Genomic DNA, 17,295 nt, shown 5'->3' on the forward strand with positions numbered 1-17,295 from the left:
CCTCGGCGTTACAGCGTTTGCAGCAGGCTCGCTAACTGGCGATTGATTACCTGCTGGTTAAAATCGGTTTCAACTTTTTGTCGGGCATTCTGGAGCACAGGCTCCAGCGCCTGCTGGTCGATGTCGCTGAAGGCCGCTAATCGATCCGCAAGGGCCATCGCGTTATTCTCCGGCACCAGCCAGCCGGAATGGTCAGACTTAATCAGTTCCGGGATCCCGCTGTGCAGGGTCGAGACCACCGGAATACCGACGGCCATCGCCTCCATCAGCGCCACCGGAATACCTTCCATATCGCCATCAGCGCCCGTTACCGAAGGCAGCAGGAACACGTCCGCCTCATCGAGCATGGCCTTTACCTCATGGCTCGGTTTGAAGCCCGGCATCTCCACCACATCGTCCAGCTGATACTGTTCGATCAGCGTGCGCAGACGACGCTCCCACGGCCCAATGCCCAGAATGCGATAGTGGAACGCTACGCCGCGCGCTTTCAGCTGGCGGCAGGCTTCTATCGCCACATGCAGCCCTTTCTTCTCGGTCAGACGGGCTACGGAGATGATCTGCAGCGGTTTTCCCGGCACCTTAACCGGGCGGCGAGTGAAACGCGTTAAATCAACGCCCATACGCGACACGGCAATTTTCTCCCCCGGACAGCCCATGCTTTTCAGTCTCCCGGCCCACAGGTCGCTGATGGGCAGCATCATATCGCCGCGGCGGAAAAGCTCCTGATACTCCGGCGTGTAGTGGTTCAGCACCTCGCGGCTGGAAATGTCGATACCGTGGAAGATGGTCGCAATTTTTCCGTCAATTACACCAAGCTCACGCAGTTTCGCGGCAGTGACCCCCGCCGGGCCAAAGTGGGCGATAAACACGTCGGCACGATACGGCTGCGCCGTTTGCCCGCAGATGGCCGACAGAATTAAATTGCGAGATTCCGATCCATAGCGGGAAACGTTCAGCGCGCGCCACGTCGACGCGCGGTGGATCCCGCGTAACGTCTGGCTGGCCCGGTAACGTAGCTTGCTCAGCTTCCCGGCCGGTTCGTCCTGCAGCCAGCGGGTCTTGGCCTCCAGCCCATACTGGGCATACGCCGCATGGGTATTTTTGGTGTCGCCCTTTTGCAGGGCGACGATCTCCACGTCATATCCCATATCGATAAACGCGGTAATTTGGTTCAGTACAAAGGTCTCAGACGACAGCGGAAATTTCAGTAAGAAGAAACCAACCTTCATTTCCCCTCCCGCACGCGGTCAAGTACCGACTTCACCATGTCAATGCCCTTCTCGCGCTCGGCTTTCACCGTCACCGCCAGGCGTTCATTGATCGCGGGCAGTTGACCCAGGGTGTCCCCCACCATTGCACCGAGCGATCCGTCCAGCAGATGACGAATATCCACGGCCATCTCCGGCATACCAAGCTGCTGCATTATCCCGGCGGACTTGTGCTCATAGTTAATGGCGATGGCCGGCGTGCCAAAGTTCATGGAGATAATTGCCGAGTGCAGACGGGTACCCACGGTCAGGTCGCAGGCTGCGAGCAGTTTGCCCATCTCCAGGTCGTTCAGCTCGTCCATCACCACGTGGTAGCGGGACGGGTCGTTCACCAGGTTGCGCAGGTTCAGCGCTACCATGCGGTCATCTTTGTTGTAGCTGTCGATGCCGGTACAGGTTGAGAGCGCCAGCACCTGGTAACCGCTGTCCAGTACGCGGTTCACCACGTCGGCGAACGCTTTCTCATAGGCTGCCTGGGTGGTGCCAAGACGCTTATCGAACGGGGCGAGTTCACGCAGGGTAATCGCAACGGTCTTCTGTTTCGCCGTCACGTCGAGCCAGTGCTGCACCGCGTAGCTCGGCTGGAAGTTATCGTCCTGGTGATCCACCAGCCAGGCGGTATCCACGCCGTGTTCTACTTTAGAGGTGTCAATTTCGCTACGCTTCATCATGTCGAGGCTGACCGATTCACGCAGGATCAGCGCGTCGCAGTGGCCAAACACATAATTTGCCAGTTGGTTAAACTGCGGATCCTGGAACGGCCCGACGCTGTGGCCGATCATAAACAGCGGCTTTTTCGCCATGAAGGTGCACAGCGCATGCTCAAACTGCGGCACGCCGTAGAGATCGACGAAGAACGAGCCGCCGACCTGAATAATGGCGTCATAGCCGGAAAGCAGACGCACGAAGTCCGTAAAGCCCTGCGCGATCGCGATGTTGCGCAGCCTGCCGGTGTCGGTGACGCGGGAAAGCAGCACCTGATGCTGGTAGCGACGGCGCAGCACTTTCTTCACGCGCCCCATCACGCCCGCGGCGTTGTTGTGCTGTTTCATCTGGCTGTAAAGCGGGTCGCCCATCACCGGGCGGTTCAGTAACCAGGATGAGCTGACCGGATAACGGCTCATCACGTCCACTTCAGTCTCAGGCTTAAGGGTGTTAATTGCATCCAGTAAACCGCGCAGGATGGCGCTGTCGCCACGGTTGCCGCAGGTATGGTTGCCAAGAATTAATAATTTCATAATGGCCTCTTAAAGAACTAGCCTGCGCGAAGCAGCGTTTTCATTTTTTCGTTACGGCAAAACTGGCGCTTCAGCTCTACCACCAGCGCGTTGCGCGAAAGCACAATCATCACGCCAAACGCCAGCGCGCCCGCGGCAACCTGCACCGCCAGCAGCGCGGCCAGCGGCAGATGCCCGCTGAGGATAATGCCCAGACCGTAGCTCACCGCCAGGGTCGGCAATGAGAGATAGAACGGCAGCCACAGGCTCAGGATGTACTGACGGTAGCTGGAGCCCAGCACCGGTTTGATCATGATGAAGTAGCTCAGAACGGTATTGACGATCTGCACCAGCAAGAAGCCCAGCGTGACGCCGATGGCGCCCGCCATATGCCCGCCGACGATAATCGCCGGAATAAACAGGAAAGTTTTGAACACGTTGAACTTAAAGCTGATATCCACGCGCGCCTTCGCCATCAGCAGAGAACCAATCGGATTGCCCACGGAGCGCAGCAGCCCCACCACGCACAGCAACTGCAGGATCGGGATAATGCCGTTCCACTTCTCGCCAAACACCAGCGGCACGAAGTTGCTGGAAACCACCATCAGCCCCAGCAGCACCGGGAAGTTGATAATCCCCACCACGGAAAGCAGCTTGTAGAAGTTGACGCGCAGCTTCTCGGTGTCGTCCTGAATCTTGGCGAACGCCGGGAACAGCACGCGGGTGATAATGGGGTTCAGCTTCATAGGAGGAACAACCGCAACGTTATAGGCCAGGTTGTAGCCCCCCGCCACGCTCGCGCCCAGGATGCGCGCCAGCACCAGCGTCGAGAGGTTGGTATTCACATAGTTAATAATGCTGTCCGCCGTCAGCCACGCGCCAAAGCGCAGGTTGGACGAGACGGACGCGAGAGAGAAATGCAGCCCCGGACGATAAATCTTGCGGCCAAAGTAGCCGAACAGCAGCGTACGCACGGCAGAGTTAACCAGGTAACCGAGGATAGCGGTCATCGCCAGCGGCCAGAAATGGGCGCTCACCACGGTAAAGGTAAAGCCCGCCAGCACCGCGCTGGTCTCGATCATGCCGATCTTGTTGAACTCCAGCTCTTTTTGCATCAGCGCACGGAACTGCTGCCCGTGCGGGATCACCACAAAGGCAAACGACAGCGTGCGCATCAGCGGGGCGAGATCCGGGTTGTGCAGCACGCTTGCAATCACGTCGCTCAGCAGGAACACCAGCACAAACACGAAAATCCCCAGCCCCACGTTCAGCCAGTAGAGCGTGGTCAGCTCGAGATGGCTAATCTCTTTGCGCTGGATAATCGAGTTGGCGATACCAAAGTCAGACAGCGTGTCGGCCAGCGCGATAATCACCAGCGAGACGGTCAGCAGGCCGAACTGGTGATTATCGATAATGCGCGCCAGCACCGTCATCTGCACCAGGCCGAGGCCAATGATGACGATGGTCGCCATCGCTGACCACTTGGCGCCGCTGATGGTTTTTTCACGTAAGCTCATCTTAGTACGCCGCTTTGTTCACGAAGCCTTTGAAGATGGTCAGAAAAACAATCTTGATATCGAACCAGAGGCTCCACTCGCGGATGTACTCCAGATCGAACTCGATGCGTTTTTCCATTTTTTCCAGCGTGTCGGTCTCGCCGCGCCAGCCGTTGATCTGCGCCCAGCCGGTGATGCCCGGCTTCACCTTATGGCGCAGCATGTAGCCTTCAATCAGCGAACGGTACTGCTCGTTATGCGCCACCGCGTGCGGACGCGGACCAACAATCGACATGCCGCCGGTAAAGACGTTGATGAACTGCGGCAGCTCGTCAAGCGAAGTGCGGCGCAGGAAGTTCCCCACGCGGGTGACGCGCGGATCGTTCTGCGTCGCCTGGGTCACCACCTTGTCGTTCTCCATCACCTTCATGGAGCGGAATTTCCACACCATGATCGGTTTACCGTCCATGCCGTAGCGGGTCTGACGGAAGATAACCGGGCCGGGAGAGCTCAGCTTCACCGCCAGAGCGATGCAGCACAGCACCGGGGAAATGAGCAGTAAAATCAGGGAAGAGAGTACGATATCTTCCACGCGCTTGAGCACGCGGTTAATACCCGACAGCGGCGTGTCATACAGCGGTACCACCGGTACGCCGTTCACCTCTTCAATGCGGGAGTGCAGAATGTTGAAGGTAAACACGTCCGGGATCAGGATCACCGAACAGGTGGTGTCCGCCAGCTCGCGCATCAGCTGCTTGATGCGGGTTTCGTCTTTCATCTGCATGGCGATATAGACGTTATGAATTTTTCCGGCCTTCGCGTCTTCAATAAGCTGCGCGTAATTGCCCGCCCAGTCCGCAGGCACGCCGCCCGGCTTCGCGTCGTGGTAAATCCCCACCACTTCAAACCCTAACCACGGCTCTTTGCGGAAGCTGTCGAGCAGCACTCTCCCGACCGGTAAATCACCCGCTACGGCGACGAAACGACGGTTATAGCCGCGGTTACGCAGCCAGCCCGCGCCAAAGCGGATCAGGGAACGGCACACCACCATGCCGACGCTGGTTAACAGGTACCAGCAGAGATAGGTCACGAAGCGGTTGTCAAAATCATGGCTGAACGCCACCAGGCCTGCGCTAAAAATCAGGCTCAGGGTCCAGTTCTGCAGCAGCAGCATCAGTTCAGTGGTCATTTTCACGCCGCGCCACGAGCGGTAGAAATCGGTCATTCCGCCGATCATCTGAAACACAACCAGCGCAATCAGGGCCATCAGAAGATGCATATATAAGAACGGCAGCCCGCTGATCCGACACACCGCCCACAATCCACCGACCATGATGGTGATATCAGAAAAACGCTGCACCATAGAGATTAACGATGCATTCGTTCTCGCTCGTTCGCGTTTTTTTAGATTCGTCATCGTTGTTCCTGTATTCGGTTCCCCCTCCCGCCGGGAGGGGCAATTGTTACTGATTCAACAGCGCCAGAATGTCCTTCGTTCGGGCTTCCATCAGCGCCGTATCAGCGCGGGATTCCACGTTCAGGCGCACCACCGGCTCGGTGTTGGACGAACGCAGGTTAAAGCGCCACTGCGGGAACGCCATGCTGATGCCGTCCGTACGGTCAATCTCCAGCGCGTGAATGGCAAAGTGCTGTTCAACGCGGGCAATCGCCTCGGCCGGCTGCGCCAGCTTGCTGTTGATCTCCCCGCTCGCCGGGAAGGCAGCCATACGATCGCGTACCAGTTCTCCCAGGCTCTGCCCCTTCAGGCACAGGAGTTCGGTCACCAGCAGCCACGGGATCATCCCGCTGTCGCAGTAGGCAAAATCACGGAAATAGTGGTGCGCGCTCATCTCACCGCCGTAGATGGCGTCTTCTTCGCGCATGCGCTCTTTGATGAAGGCATGGCCGGTTTTAGACATCACCGGCTCGCCGCCCGCGGCCTTCACCACGTCGACGGTGTTCCAGGAAAGACGCGGATCGTGAATGATCTTCGCGCCCGGGTTTTTCTCCAGGAACGCTTCCGCCAGCAGGCCAACGATGTAGTAGCCTTCGATAAACTGCCCTTTCTCGTCGAACAGGAAGCAGCGGTCGAAGTCGCCGTCGAAGGCGATGCCCATATCGGCACCGTGCTCAATCACCGCGTTGCGGGTGTCGTCGCGGCACTCCGGCAGCAGCGGGTTAGGAATACCGTTCGGGAAGTTACCGTCCGGCGTGTTGTGTACCTTGACGAAGGTCACCGGCACGTTCAGCGCCTTAAAGCGGGCTTCCAGCGCATCGACAACCGGGCCGGCCGCGCCGTTGCCGGAGTTGATGACCAGCTTCAGCGGCTTGAGGTTCGCCACGTTGATGTAGCCCAGCAGGTGGTCGATGTACTCTTTCTGCAGGTTAATCTGCTTGTAGCTGCCGCGCTTCGCGTCGCTCACCGGCGGGAAGTCGTTGGCTTCCGCGAGGCGCTGCACGTCGCGCAGACCGGTGTCGCCGCTAATCGGACGCGCGCCCTTGCGCACCAGCTTCATGCCGTTGTAGTCCATCGGGTTGTGGCTGGCCGTCACTTCGATACCGCCGTCCACGCCGAGGTGGAAGGTGGCAAAATAGATCTCTTCGGTACCGGACAGGCCGATGTCCAGCACGTCCACGCCCGCGTCCTGCAGCCCTTTTGCCAGCGCCAGCTTCAGGGATTCACTGGTCAGACGCACGTCGCCGCCCAGCACGATGGTCTTAGGTTTTAAATATTCGCCGTACGCGCGACCGATGCGCCACGCGATGTCTTCATTCAGCTCTTCGCCCAGCTTGCCGCGAATATCGTAGGCTTTAAAACAGGTTAATTTTTCCATGATGACCCCTTTTTCAGGCAACAGTTGGCCCTGACCACTTAATGGCCAAATTTATTTTTGTCATTCGTAGGCCCGGCAGGCGCAGCGCCGCCGGGCATGATGCGGCGTGCTACACGCGCCCGTAGCGATCCTGGAAGCGCACAATATCGTCCTCTTCCAGATACGAGCCGGAGCGCACCTCAATTAAATCGAGAGGAATTTTCCCCGGGTTTTCCAGACAGTGCGTGGCGCCCAGCGGAATATAAATGGACTCGTTTTCACCCAGCAGCTTCACTTCGCCGTCGATGGTCACTTTGGCCGTACCCGCCACCACCACCCAGTGTTCAGCGCGGTGGTGGTGCATCTGCACCGACAGCCCCTCGCCCGGCTTCACGGTGATGCGCTTCACCTGATAGCGGTCGCCCGCGTCGATGGAGTCATATTTGCCCCACGGACGGTACACTTCACGGTGAATGTGGTGTTCGTGACGGCCATCGGCCTTGATCTTCTCAACCACTTTTTTAACGTCCTGCACGGCATTGCGGTCGGCAATCAGCACTGCGTCTTTGGTCTGGACAACCACCAGATCCTTCACCCCGACGGTGGTGACGAGGCCAGACTCGGCGTAAACGTAGCTGTTTTCGGTTTTGTGGCTAATCACATCGCCGTGATGGACGTTACCCTCCGGGGTATGGGCGCTGATCTCCCACAGGGAGGACCAGGAGCCAACGTCGCTCCAGCCTGCATCCATCGGTACCACCACCGCGTCAGCCGTGCGTTCCATCACGGCGTAGTCGATAGACTCTTCCGGGCAGGCGAGGAACGCCTCTTCATCCACGCGGATAAAGTCGAGATCCGGGTCCACCACCGCCATCGCTTTTTCGCAGGCGTTCAGAATATCCGGGCGGTATTTGCGCAGCTCTTCGAGATAGCGTCCGGCGCGGAACAGGAACATCCCGCTGTTCCAGTAATATTCACCGCTGGCGACATAGGCCTGGGCGGTTTCGAGATTCGGTTTTTCGACAAACTGCGCCACGTCAAACGCCACGCTATCGCCCTCACCCGGCGTTACGCTGCCGCGACGGATGTAACCGTAGCCGGTTTCCGGCAGATCCGGCACGATGCCGAAGGTCACCAGCTTGCCGCTCTCGGCGTAAGGGATCGCGGCACGCACCGCGTCGCGGAATGCGTCTTCCTGCTGGATAACGTGATCTGCCGCCAGGACCAGCATCAGCGGGTCACAGTCAGGGCTGCTGCGTTTTGCCGCCAGCGCCGCCAGGGCGATCGCGGGCGCGGTATTACGTCCGGCAGGCTCCAGGATGATGTTTTCCGTGAGCTTGTTCAGCTGACGCAGCTGCTCGGCAACGATAAAGCGGTGCTGTTCGTTACAAATCACCACCGGGCTTTCACACTCCACGCCGTGCAGACGGTTTACCGTCGTCTGCAGCATGGTGAGATCCCCTTTCAGGCAGAGGAACTGTTTTGGATAGAGCACGCGGGACAGCGGCCACAACCGGCTACCAGAGCCACCAGCCATCACAACCGGATACAAAGTGGTTTGACTCATGATTTATCCCCGTATATCTGCAATAAATTGGCTCAGCACGTTCTCTTTCTCGAGCGTGCGTTCGGCATATTCACGTGCCACCGTGTTCACTTTTGGCATGGCGAGTGCCTGTTCAATGCCGGTGACCAGCGCCGGGACCGATTCCGGCTCCACGCACACGGCAATCCCCGGATAGCTGTCACACAGCTGGCCTAATTCGGTTTCGGCTTCGGCCGTAATCACCGCGTTACCGCCCACTGCCAGAATGTTGGTCAGCTTGGACGGCAGCACCGCATCCGCCGCGCCGCGTTTTTGCACTACCAGATGGCAATCCGCCATTTTCAGCAGCGCGGGCAGCGCATCGTACGATTGCAGCGGGAAAAACTTCACGTTGGTCAGGCCGCGTTGACTGGCCATCTTCTCCAGCCGCGCTTTTCCCCCGCCCTGTCCGACAATCACAAACGTCCACGGCTGTTCGATCAGCAGCTGGGCCGCTTCAATAACGCTCTCCAGCCCCTGCTTTTCGCCGATGTTGCCTGAGTAAAGAATGATTTTTTGGTCTTCAGGCAAGCCGAGCCGGGCGCGCAGCGCCTGAGCCTCTTGCTCCGTCACGTCGCGAAAACGCGCCACTTCGGACCAGTTCGGGAAGAAGATCACCTTCTCCGCCGGGACGCCCTTCTCCTGCGCTTTGTTCATCATCGAGCGCGAGATCGTTGAGACGTAATCCACGTTGTGTAAGCCACTGCGCTCAAAGGCGCTGGCGAGCTTCGCCACCTTGCCGCCCTTGCCTTTCCCGGCCATACCCAGACCGAGCATAGCGTCCACTTCATAATCCTGAATGTGCAGCAGGGTGCGCGCGCCGGAGAGTTTTCCCAGCAGGCGCATGCCCGGCGTGCAGAACAGCGTCGGCACCACGCCGATAATGCGATCCGGCTTCCAGCGACGCTGCGCCATCAGCGGGAAGAAACTGCTGAGGGCAAAGCTGCCCAGATGAATTAAACGTTTCAGCGTCGAGGGCTGTTTCGGCACGTAGAGCGGGCAGCGCCAGACGGTCGCGGCCCCCTCTTCACGGCGATAGCGCCAGCTGGAATAGCGTTCGCCTACCTTCCACTCCGGGTAGTACGGCGGGGCAGTAATCACCCGCACGTCATGTCCCTGGCTCGCCATCCACTCCACCATCTCGCCGGTGTATTTCCCGATACCGGTTAATTCCGGCGAGTAGTTAATTCCGTAGACGAGGATTTTCATAGTCCTGGCACCTCGGCCTGACGTTCCGCGAGGAAGTACGCCCGACTGTTGTCATGGACGTTGTCGCTTGCCAGCAGCGCCTCTGGCGTTAGCCAGCGGTAATCGTCATGCTGAGAATCAGGCAGACGCAGGTCTGCCTCACTCACCTTCAGGCGGAACCCCAGCACGATGTAGTGCGTGGAGAACCCGGTGCCCGAAAAGTTATCGTCATAGAAGTGCTGCCAGACCCCGTAAAACTGGCCCGCTGCCATCGGCAGCTGCAGGCCCAGCTCCGCCAGAGTGAGACGCTCAAACGCATCAACCAGCGTCTCATCCTTCTGCACGCGCCCGCCGGGCACGAACCAGAAGCCCTGTGCAGGACGATTGGTTCGTTTCCCCAGCAAGAACTCGCCGCGTTCGTTCTCCACGATCAAATCAATCGAGATGAGCGGAGTGGAACGCACTACCGTGGCAAAATCTTCCTGACTTAAAAACATCGTTACCCCCGGAAGCGGTGCTGGTTTTCCAGGAACCACTGGTAGGTGCTGGCCAGCCCCTGCTCCAGTGAGACCTCGTGATACCAGCCCAGCTGATGCAGACGGGTCACGTCCAGCAGCTTGCGCGGCGTGCCGTCCGGTTTAGTGGCGTCAAACACCACGCGGCCCTTGTAGCCCACCACCTGCGCGATGGTCTGCGCCAGCTCGCGGATGGTGCAGTCCACGCCGGTACCCACGTTAATGTGCGACAGCATCGGCTCGGTGTTTTCCTGCCACACCTCGCGATCCAGCTCCATCACGTGAATGCTGGCAGCCGCCATGTCGTCCACGTGCAGGAACTCGCGCATTGGCGTTCCGCTGCCCCACACCACCACGTCCGGGGCGTTTTCGGCAGTCGCCTCGTGGAAGCGACGCAGCAGCGCCGGGATCACGTGGGAATTGCTCGGGTGGAAGTTGTCGTGCGGTCCGTACAGGTTGGTCGGCATCACCGAGCGATAGTCGCGGTTGTACTGACGGTTGTAGGACTCGCACAGCTTGATCCCGGCAATTTTTGCAATCGCGTAGGGCTCGTTAGTCGCTTCCAGCGTACCCTGCAGCAGCTCGCTTTCGGCGATCGGCTGCTTCGCCATCTTCGGGTAGATACAGGATGAACCGAGGAACAGCAGCTTGTTCACGTTGTGCAGATGCGCCGCGTGAATGATGTTGCTCTCGATCATCATGTTCTCGTAGATGAAATCCGCCGGGTAGGTGTTGTTAGCGACAATGCCGCCCACCTTCGCCGCCGCCAGATACACCTGGTCAATGCGTTCGTTCGCAAAGAAGTCCTGTACCCCACGGCTGTCGAGCAGGTTCAGCTCGTCACGGGTGCGGACAATCACCTCTACGTCACCGCGCTGTTCCAGCTGGCGGACAATCGCGGAACCCACCATTCCGCGATGACCGGCGACAAAAATACGTTGTTTTGTCATTCTCAGGACTCCAGCGCGATGGCAACCTCGTAGCCATGAGACTTGAGCAGGGAGTGTTTTTTCGCTGCTTCAAGATCTTTGGCCACCATCTCAGAGACCATCTCCTGCAGAGTGGTTTCTGGTTTCCAGCCCAGCTTCTCGTGCGCTTTGGTTGGGTCGCCCAGCAGGGTTTCTACTTCAGCAGGACGGAAGTAGCGCGGGTCAACCTGGACAATTACGTCGCCTGGCTTCACGCCCGGCGCGTCGTGGCCGGTCACGGATACAACGATACCCTTCTCTTCCACGCCGGTGCCTTCGAAGCGCAGTTTGATGCCCAACTGCGCCGCAGCCATCTCAACGAACTGACGCACGGAGTACTGCACGCCGGTCGCGATAACGAAGTCTTCTGGCTGTTCCTGCTGCAGCATCATCCACTGCATTTTCACGTAGTCTTTGGCATGGCCCCAGTCACGCAGGGAGTCCATGTTGCCGAGGTGCAGGCAAGATTCCAGACCCTGAGCAATGTTGGCGATCGCGCGGGTGATTTTACGGGTCACGAAGGTTTCGCCGCGGCGCGGGGATTCGTGGTTGAACAGAATGCCGTTACAGGCGTACATACCGTAGGATTCACGGTAGTTCACGGTGATCCAGTAGGCGTACAGTTTTGCTACCGCATACGGAGAGCGCGGGTAGAACGGCGTGGTCTCTTTCTGTGGAATTTCCTGCACCAGGCCGTACAGCTCGGAGGTAGATGCCTGGTAGAAGCGAGTTTTCTTCTCAAGACCGAGGAAGCGAATCGCCTCCAGCAGACGCAGGGTACCCATGGCGTCAACGTCAGCAGTGTATTCCGGGGACTCGAAGGAGACCGCAACGTGGCTCATCGCCCCCAGGTTGTACACTTCATCCGGCTGTACTTCCTGCAGGATACGGGTCAGGTTGGAGGTATCGGTCAGGTCGCCGTAGTGCAGGTGGAATTTCGGGTTTGCCGCGTGAGGATCCTGATAAATGTGATCCACACGTTCGGTGTTGAATGAAGAGGCACGACGTTTAATACCGTGCACTTCATACCCTTTCTCCAGCAGCAGTTCTGCCAGGTAAGAACCATCCTGCCCGGTAACGCCGGTGATGAGAGCGACTTTAGACATGTTTATATTCCTCTACTTATGAATTTAATCAGTTTCAACGCGTTCGCGTATCACCACTGCGGGGTTGCCACGGCAAACTTTATTTGCCGGTAGCGATTTAAAAACGCTGCTGCGGGCACCGACTACCGTGCCATCGCCAACAGAAATACCTGGTGCAACAAAAACATCCGTTGCCAGCCAGCACTTTTCACCGATCACAATAGGCGAAGCGGTAATATCAAAATGCGGGCTCATAAAGTCGTGGCTGCCGGTGCACAAATAACACTTCTGTGAAACCACCGAATTTGCGCCAATCGTAATCTCGCCCAGGGTATATAACACCGCGTCATCCCCTACCCAGGCGTAATCCCCGAGGGTTAATTTCCAGGGGTAGGTAATCTTTACCGAAGGTCGAATAACTACGTTTTTTCCGATTTTTGCGCCAAACAGGCGCAATAAAAAGGCTCGCCAGCGGTACAGTATTTGCGGCGACCAGGCAAATAAGGTTGCCTGAACCGCCCACCACAGCTGTACCTTAATACCGTTCCCGCCCCGAAAACCTTTCGGCACGGAGAAACCTTTTAAATCCTGCATTGCGTTTCCTTATATTCAGGCTTTGTTATATAAGGTTTTCGTTTTACCTGTGGTACGCAGGCGTAATAAATAAGACAATTCCGCCCAGAATCCCGGCACGCGTAATATTTGACGCTGCACCTTTTTTGCATCCTGGCATAATTCCAGATTATTAGACGTTGACACGCCTCCCATCGAAAATTCAGATACCAGCCCTTTAATTCGACGGAACGGGTAACCTGATTTATACAGGCTGGCGGCCAGCGCATAATCGGATGACACCTTGTACTGCAAATCGTAAGGCTGTTTTTTCAGACCGTTTACCGGGAAGAAAATGGCCTGATGGCTGGCCGGCAGGCTGTGGTAGATATACCAGCCTGGCTTGGCGCTGCGGCAGACTTTATGCCCGTCGCCAAAGTCGAGCAGCGCATCGCCAATATACATGGCATCCTCTTTCTGGCGCGCCAGCTGACGAGCAAACAGCGCCACGTCGTCGTGGAAAATATCGCCGGAGTTGAGGAAGATGGCATAACGGCCCTGGGCCATAGTAATGCCCTTGTTCATCGCATCGTAGATGCCTTTATCTTTCTCGCTGATGTAGCGTAAGTTGAACTCACCGTTGAGTTTTTCCAGAAACTCCGCCGTGCCATCGTTCGAGCCGCCGTCGACCACGATCCACTCAAAGGTGAGGCTTGGATCGCGCGCCAGGTTGCGCAGCGAGCGCCAGGTTTTTACCACCCCTTCGTAATTACGAAAAGCGACAGTAATGACGCTAAGAAACATAAATCACCTCATTTCGTCATACGTTCGTAATATTAAGCGCCTTACGCAAAATAAACGGACAGACAATCAAGAAAGCATATTCCGGGCTAAATATTGACCCGGTAAAAAACAGCGACACCGGCGTAAAAAGATAAAGCTGCACGCGAAAGTTCTGGTTATCACCAAACGCGTTGATCATCATTTTGAAAACTTTAAACAGATACCACAGCGTCAACAGTACGGCGAACCATGAAAAATAAATAATTAACAGATACAGACCATTGTCTATGGTTTTACCGACATCCGCACCGTTAAAGATTCCGAATGATGCAACATATTCGTAAAGTGAGCCGAATCTTACTACACCATCGATATGGGTTAAGGAATAACCCACCATCACCAGCGGACCAATGATGCGATAATAGGACGATGACCCTTCCGTTCCCAAATCACCCAGACGTTCTGAAATGTACGGAAACGCGAATATGACGCCCACTAAAAATACCGTCAGAGAGATTATCGCCAGCGGCAGTTTTTTCTTAATCGCATCTTTGTTCAGGTACTGGAACGCCCACTCCAGCAGGTAAAACAGGATAAATGTCATTACCCCTGAGAACGATCCAGACAGAACGATTCCTGCAAGAATCATAGCATCGGTCTTAGGCGTTTTGATACCAAACTGTTTGATGCTGAGCCAAATTGAGATTAACGCCAGAGCGAAAAACGCCGGTTCAAAATAGAGCGCCGTTGTACGCTTACCACCAAACTTAATGAAGTTCAGTACATAGCTGTTACTGTAAATGAGATATTTCGAAATTATCTCCATCAGGCTGCTGCCACCGGTCAAAATAATCTGCGCCATTTCCAGTGCGGCAAGCACAACAATTAACGCAACGGCAATATAAAAGAACCTGAGGATTTTCCGATAATTGTGCGGTGAAATAGTTTTGAAGCGAATACTCCAGACCATGCCAATAATAATAACGATATAAACAAACAGCATGGTTGAAGTGACGTATTTACTGGCATCCAGCGACTGGCCAAAGATGTAGTTAAACAGCGTCAGGCCCGTGCCCAGCCCCAGGGCAATCATCAGCTTCTTCAGGTTGATTTTATCGACATACAGCAGAAGCAGAACGGGCAAAAAAGTCACGATGGTTATCGGGAAGCTTTCGCCGAGCTGGGCAATTTTAACGTTGACCAGCAGGTAGATCAGCGGCAGCAGCAGATAACTACAGATTCTGATAGAACGAGACATACTCCTCCAGCATCTGTTGTCCACTGTAGGCCTTGCGGCTGCGGTTGCGGAACGATTCCAGGTCAGTGCCAAAAACGGCCTCGGCGATCTGCGCCTTCGGCAGCTGCACCAGAGGCAGGACCTCGTGCGCGGCGAAGGTTTTTCCGCCCGATTTTTCCAGCACTTCGCGCGCTGCATCGCTGTGGGTGGCAATCACCGGCACGCCGATGGAGAGCGCCTCGCAGAGGATCAGCGGGTAATTATCAACGCGAGAGCTGAACACCAGTGCGTCCATACCATTCAGGGCGCTCATCAGCTTGCGCTTGTCGGTTTCAAACCCGTGATTTACCACGTTAGCGCCTTCGAACGGCGAGAATTTGCCAAAGGTATGCAGTTCAATTTTGTCACCCAGCGCCATCATGTCGCGCACCAGCTGCTGGTTGGTTTTGCCGTCGTAGCGCAGATCGTGCGCAACGATGGCAATTTTCGGTTTGCCCGCGGTTTCAGCCACCGGCGTCAGCTCGGCCAGGATGGCTTCCGTCGCCACGTCGATACCGTTGTTGATAATCTGACAGCGCCCTGCCCCATACAGGCTGTTGAAGGCGTCGGCCACGTGCTGGCTCGGGGAGATAAACGTGCAGCCGAGCGAAAGCATGTCGCGGAACAACTGACGCTTTCCGTGTACCAGCTGATGCGCGCGATCCACCTTCACCGGCGGATAGTTGTTCAACGTCGGGCATTTCTGGCAGCTATCTTTCCAGCCTTCGCAGCCGTCGGTAAACGCGCAGCGTCCGGTTACGCTCCAGTGATCGTGCAGCGTCCAGACGAAGCGGGTGTCGGGCTTGTGGGCCTGCACCTTCTGACAAAACGCCACCACCTCTTCCAGATTCAGCCAGTAGCTGTGCAGCACGTGAAAATGCAGCACAACCGGGCCGGTAGTGCGGGTCACGGTGCGATATAGACTGTTCAGGTTGCCAAACAAGTCGCGGTTAAACAGGCGGAACAGCGCAATGTTGGCAACAGAGGTCAGACGCGGCGTGTGCTTGTGCACCTGCGGGAAGTTATCATGGCTGACGCTTTTCTTGCCGCCTTTGCCGTAGCCGTAAATAAACCGGGACTGAAGTCCTTTTTGCAGGGCACGCTGGTGCAGATCCAGCGCCACGCCTGCCGCTCCGCCTTCTGCGAGGCGTACGTTAAATTGCAGAATGTTCATTTAATCACCTTCACGCGGGCTTTCTCTCCCACCACCAGCGCGTTATCCGGAATGCTGTCCAGCACCACGCTGCCCGCCCCGATCGTCACGTTGTTACCAATCGTAATGTCGCCAATCATCACCACGTTCGCCCCCAGCTCGACGTTATTGCCGATCACCGGGCAGGCCAGGCTGTCCGGCCCGCGGTTGCCGATCGTCACCCCGTGGCGAATGGTGAAATCATCACCCGCAACCACGAACTTGTTGATCACCACCGCATAGCCGTGGTGGATGGTAAAGCGGCGGCCAATGGTGGCAGCGGCCTGGATTTCATAGCCAAAAAAGCATTCGGTGATGATGCGGTACAGCACCAGAATCGGTGCCGCCCAGATATTGTTCAGTACGTTTTTCTTGCGCCACACCGAGCAAAAGTGCGCGATGCGGTACGCCAGAACCATGCAGCACGGTCGCAGGCTCCAGCTGTTTGCGCGGCAATCTTCCAGAAACATTATTTCCCCCGAAGCCCGTCAGCCAGACGCTTGCCGTTACGCACCGACAGCAGCGTCAGCAGCGTACGCCAGTTCATGCGCTTATTGCGGATCTGATACAGGGTAAAGAGCTGATACTTCCGGCTGGCACGGTCAAACTTGTCCTTGTGCTTGCGGTAAAAATGGAAATAGCCTGAAAACTTCTTCGGTGAGGAGGTGATCTGCATCTCCCCGTGGTTGATGTGCAGGATCTGCGTGGCCTCTTCCACTTTCCACGGCTCGCCGTACTCCACCACCATCCGCAAGAAGATGTCGTAATCCTGCGCGGCCTTCAGTTCGGTATCGAACAGGCACTCTTTAAAGCGCCACGCCCAGGTAAAGACCTGATTACCGATAATGTTGCGCTTGTAGAACAGGCGACGAGAGTACGGTGATTTCGGATACAGCGGCAGGCTCGCGGGCTGCGAGTAAACCTCGCCCTGGCAAACATAGTCGTTGGCATACAGAAAAGCGTGCGTGACCAGCTGCTCTTTATGCGAAAGGAAGACGGACAGGCGGTTCGGCGTCCATTCGTCATCGTCGTCGATGCCGGTCAGATACTGCCCTTTGGCCTGCATAATCGCCTGATTACGCACCGCGCACGCCCCGGAGTTAATCGGGTTATGGGTGTACATCACGCGCGGATCGTTGAGTTCGGTGACAAATTTTTGCAGCTGTTCATACGAGGAAGAACAGTCATCCACGATGATCAGTTCCCAGTTATCGTAATCCTGACGCAAGACCGACTTAATAGCGCGGATCGCCAGCTGCTGACGGTTCCATGTCGGCATATAGATAGAAACTAAAGGGCGTTGTGTGGTCATCTTTTCCTCCTACCCCTCACCCCGGCCCTCTCTCCTGAGGGGAGA

General features: G+C 56.7%; 16 protein-coding genes. All 16 read right to left on the reverse strand.

Annotated elements, in window-relative coordinates; translation table 11 throughout:
- Window positions 1-8: 8 nt before the first annotated feature.
- Window positions 9-1,229, reverse strand: a complete 1,221-nt coding sequence (gene wcaL / locus IM313_RS21585) for a colanic acid biosynthesis glycosyltransferase WcaL (RefSeq protein WP_048959499.1) — start codon at window positions 1,227-1,229, stop codon at window positions 9-11.
- The gene (gene wcaK, locus IM313_RS21590; protein ID WP_192971313.1) at window positions 1,226-2,506 is read right to left on the reverse strand and encodes a colanic acid biosynthesis pyruvyl transferase WcaK; all 1,281 of its coding nucleotides are present in this window, start codon (window positions 2,504-2,506) and stop codon (window positions 1,226-1,228) included. Before wcaK ends, wcaL begins: the two co-directional genes overlap by 4 nt.
- 17 nt (window positions 2,507-2,523) lie before the next feature.
- Window positions 2,524-4,002: a colanic acid undecaprenyl disphosphate flippase WzxC gene (gene wzxC / locus IM313_RS21595; RefSeq protein ID WP_063437117.1), complete on the reverse strand. Its 1,479-nt coding sequence runs from the start codon at window positions 4,000-4,002 to the stop codon at window positions 2,524-2,526.
- A gap of 1 nt (window position 4,003) precedes the next feature.
- Window positions 4,004-5,398, reverse strand: coding sequence for an undecaprenyl-phosphate glucose phosphotransferase (wcaJ, locus tag IM313_RS21600; protein WP_041909129.1), 1,395 nt, complete (start codon window positions 5,396-5,398; stop codon window positions 4,004-4,006).
- Between the two features lie 46 nt (window positions 5,399-5,444).
- Complete coding sequence (gene cpsG / locus IM313_RS21605; RefSeq protein WP_192971312.1) at window positions 5,445-6,815, reverse strand: colanic acid biosynthesis phosphomannomutase CpsG; 1,371 nt, start codon at window positions 6,813-6,815, stop codon at window positions 5,445-5,447.
- A gap of 109 nt (window positions 6,816-6,924) precedes the next feature.
- Window positions 6,925-8,361: a mannose-1-phosphate guanyltransferase gene (cpsB, locus tag IM313_RS21610; RefSeq protein ID WP_028013792.1), complete on the reverse strand. Its 1,437-nt coding sequence runs from the start codon at window positions 8,359-8,361 to the stop codon at window positions 6,925-6,927.
- Window positions 8,362-8,364: 3 nt separating this feature from the next.
- The gene (gene wcaI, locus IM313_RS21615) at window positions 8,365-9,588 is read right to left on the reverse strand and encodes a colanic acid biosynthesis fucosyltransferase WcaI (RefSeq protein WP_192971311.1); all 1,224 of its coding nucleotides are present in this window, start codon (window positions 9,586-9,588) and stop codon (window positions 8,365-8,367) included.
- On the reverse strand, window positions 9,585-10,064 hold the full coding sequence (locus tag IM313_RS21620; RefSeq protein WP_074135958.1) for a GDP-mannose mannosyl hydrolase: 480 nt from the start codon (window positions 10,062-10,064) through the stop codon (window positions 9,585-9,587). Before IM313_RS21620 ends, wcaI begins: the two co-directional genes overlap by 4 nt.
- A gap of 2 nt (window positions 10,065-10,066) precedes the next feature.
- Window positions 10,067-11,032 carry a GDP-L-fucose synthase gene (locus IM313_RS21625; RefSeq protein ID WP_192971310.1) on the reverse strand — a complete coding sequence of 322 codons (966 nt, stop codon included), beginning with the start codon at window positions 11,030-11,032 and terminating at the stop codon, window positions 10,067-10,069.
- Between the two features lie 2 nt (window positions 11,033-11,034).
- Window positions 11,035-12,156 carry a GDP-mannose 4,6-dehydratase gene (gene gmd, locus IM313_RS21630; RefSeq protein ID WP_003863514.1) on the reverse strand — a complete coding sequence of 374 codons (1,122 nt, stop codon included), beginning with the start codon at window positions 12,154-12,156 and terminating at the stop codon, window positions 11,035-11,037.
- Between the two features lie 24 nt (window positions 12,157-12,180).
- Window positions 12,181-12,729: a colanic acid biosynthesis acetyltransferase WcaF gene (gene wcaF / locus IM313_RS21635; protein ID WP_045260414.1), complete on the reverse strand. Its 549-nt coding sequence runs from the start codon at window positions 12,727-12,729 to the stop codon at window positions 12,181-12,183.
- Window positions 12,730-12,744: 15 nt separating this feature from the next.
- Window positions 12,745-13,491, reverse strand: coding sequence for a colanic acid biosynthesis glycosyltransferase WcaE (wcaE, locus tag IM313_RS21640; protein WP_028013796.1), 747 nt, complete (start codon window positions 13,489-13,491; stop codon window positions 12,745-12,747).
- Window positions 13,492-13,507: 16 nt separating this feature from the next.
- Complete coding sequence (gene wcaD / locus IM313_RS21645) at window positions 13,508-14,728, reverse strand: colanic acid polymerase WcaD (RefSeq protein ID WP_028013797.1); 1,221 nt, start codon at window positions 14,726-14,728, stop codon at window positions 13,508-13,510.
- Entirely contained in the window at window positions 14,703-15,920 is a 1,218-nt protein-coding gene (gene wcaC, locus IM313_RS21650) for a colanic acid biosynthesis glycosyltransferase WcaC (protein WP_192971309.1), read from the reverse strand. Before wcaC ends, wcaD begins: the two co-directional genes overlap by 26 nt.
- Window positions 15,917-16,408, reverse strand: coding sequence for a colanic acid biosynthesis acetyltransferase WcaB (wcaB, locus tag IM313_RS21655; RefSeq protein ID WP_045260418.1), 492 nt, complete (start codon window positions 16,406-16,408; stop codon window positions 15,917-15,919). The genes wcaC and wcaB overlap by 4 nt, the downstream gene beginning before the upstream one ends.
- Window positions 16,408-17,250: a colanic acid biosynthesis glycosyltransferase WcaA gene (wcaA, locus tag IM313_RS21660; RefSeq protein ID WP_028013800.1), complete on the reverse strand. Its 843-nt coding sequence runs from the start codon at window positions 17,248-17,250 to the stop codon at window positions 16,408-16,410. Before wcaA ends, wcaB begins: the two co-directional genes overlap by 1 nt.
- Window positions 17,251-17,295 lie beyond the last annotated feature (45 nt).

The sequence above is a fragment of the Enterobacter cloacae complex sp. P2B genome (assembly GCF_014895985.1).
In the GTDB taxonomy this organism is placed as follows: domain Bacteria; phylum Pseudomonadota; class Gammaproteobacteria; order Enterobacterales; family Enterobacteriaceae; genus Enterobacter; species Enterobacter bugandensis.

Coding starts and splice junctions, on each gene's coding strand:
- wcaL (WP_048959499.1), bottom strand. CDS start 1,229: ATGAAGGTTGGTTTCTTCTTACTGAAATTTCCGCTGTCGTCTGAGACC.
- wcaK (WP_192971313.1), bottom strand. CDS start 2,506: ATGAAATTATTAATTCTTGGCAACCATACCTGCGGCAACCGTGGCGAC.
- wzxC (WP_063437117.1), bottom strand. CDS start 4,002: ATGAGCTTACGTGAAAAAACCATCAGCGGCGCCAAGTGGTCAGCGATG.
- wcaJ (WP_041909129.1), bottom strand. CDS start 5,398: ATGACGAATCTAAAAAAACGCGAACGAGCGAGAACGAATGCATCGTTA.
- cpsG (WP_192971312.1), bottom strand. CDS start 6,815: ATGGAAAAATTAACCTGTTTTAAAGCCTACGATATTCGCGGCAAGCTG.
- cpsB (WP_028013792.1), bottom strand. CDS start 8,361: ATGAGTCAAACCACTTTGTATCCGGTTGTGATGGCTGGTGGCTCTGGT.
- wcaI (WP_192971311.1), bottom strand. CDS start 9,588: ATGAAAATCCTCGTCTACGGAATTAACTACTCGCCGGAATTAACCGGT.
- IM313_RS21620 (WP_074135958.1), bottom strand. CDS start 10,064: ATGTTTTTAAGTCAGGAAGATTTTGCCACGGTAGTGCGTTCCACTCCG.
- IM313_RS21625 (WP_192971310.1), bottom strand. CDS start 11,032: ATGACAAAACAACGTATTTTTGTCGCCGGTCATCGCGGAATGGTGGGT.
- gmd (WP_003863514.1), bottom strand. CDS start 12,156: ATGTCTAAAGTCGCTCTCATCACCGGCGTTACCGGGCAGGATGGTTCT.
- wcaF (WP_045260414.1), bottom strand. CDS start 12,729: ATGCAGGATTTAAAAGGTTTCTCCGTGCCGAAAGGTTTTCGGGGCGGG.
- wcaE (WP_028013796.1), bottom strand. CDS start 13,491: ATGTTTCTTAGCGTCATTACTGTCGCTTTTCGTAATTACGAAGGGGTG.
- wcaD (WP_028013797.1), bottom strand. CDS start 14,728: ATGTCTCGTTCTATCAGAATCTGTAGTTATCTGCTGCTGCCGCTGATC.
- wcaC (WP_192971309.1), bottom strand. CDS start 15,920: ATGAACATTCTGCAATTTAACGTACGCCTCGCAGAAGGCGGAGCGGCA.
- wcaB (WP_045260418.1), bottom strand. CDS start 16,408: ATGTTTCTGGAAGATTGCCGCGCAAACAGCTGGAGCCTGCGACCGTGC.
- wcaA (WP_028013800.1), bottom strand. CDS start 17,250: ATGACCACACAACGCCCTTTAGTTTCTATCTATATGCCGACATGGAAC.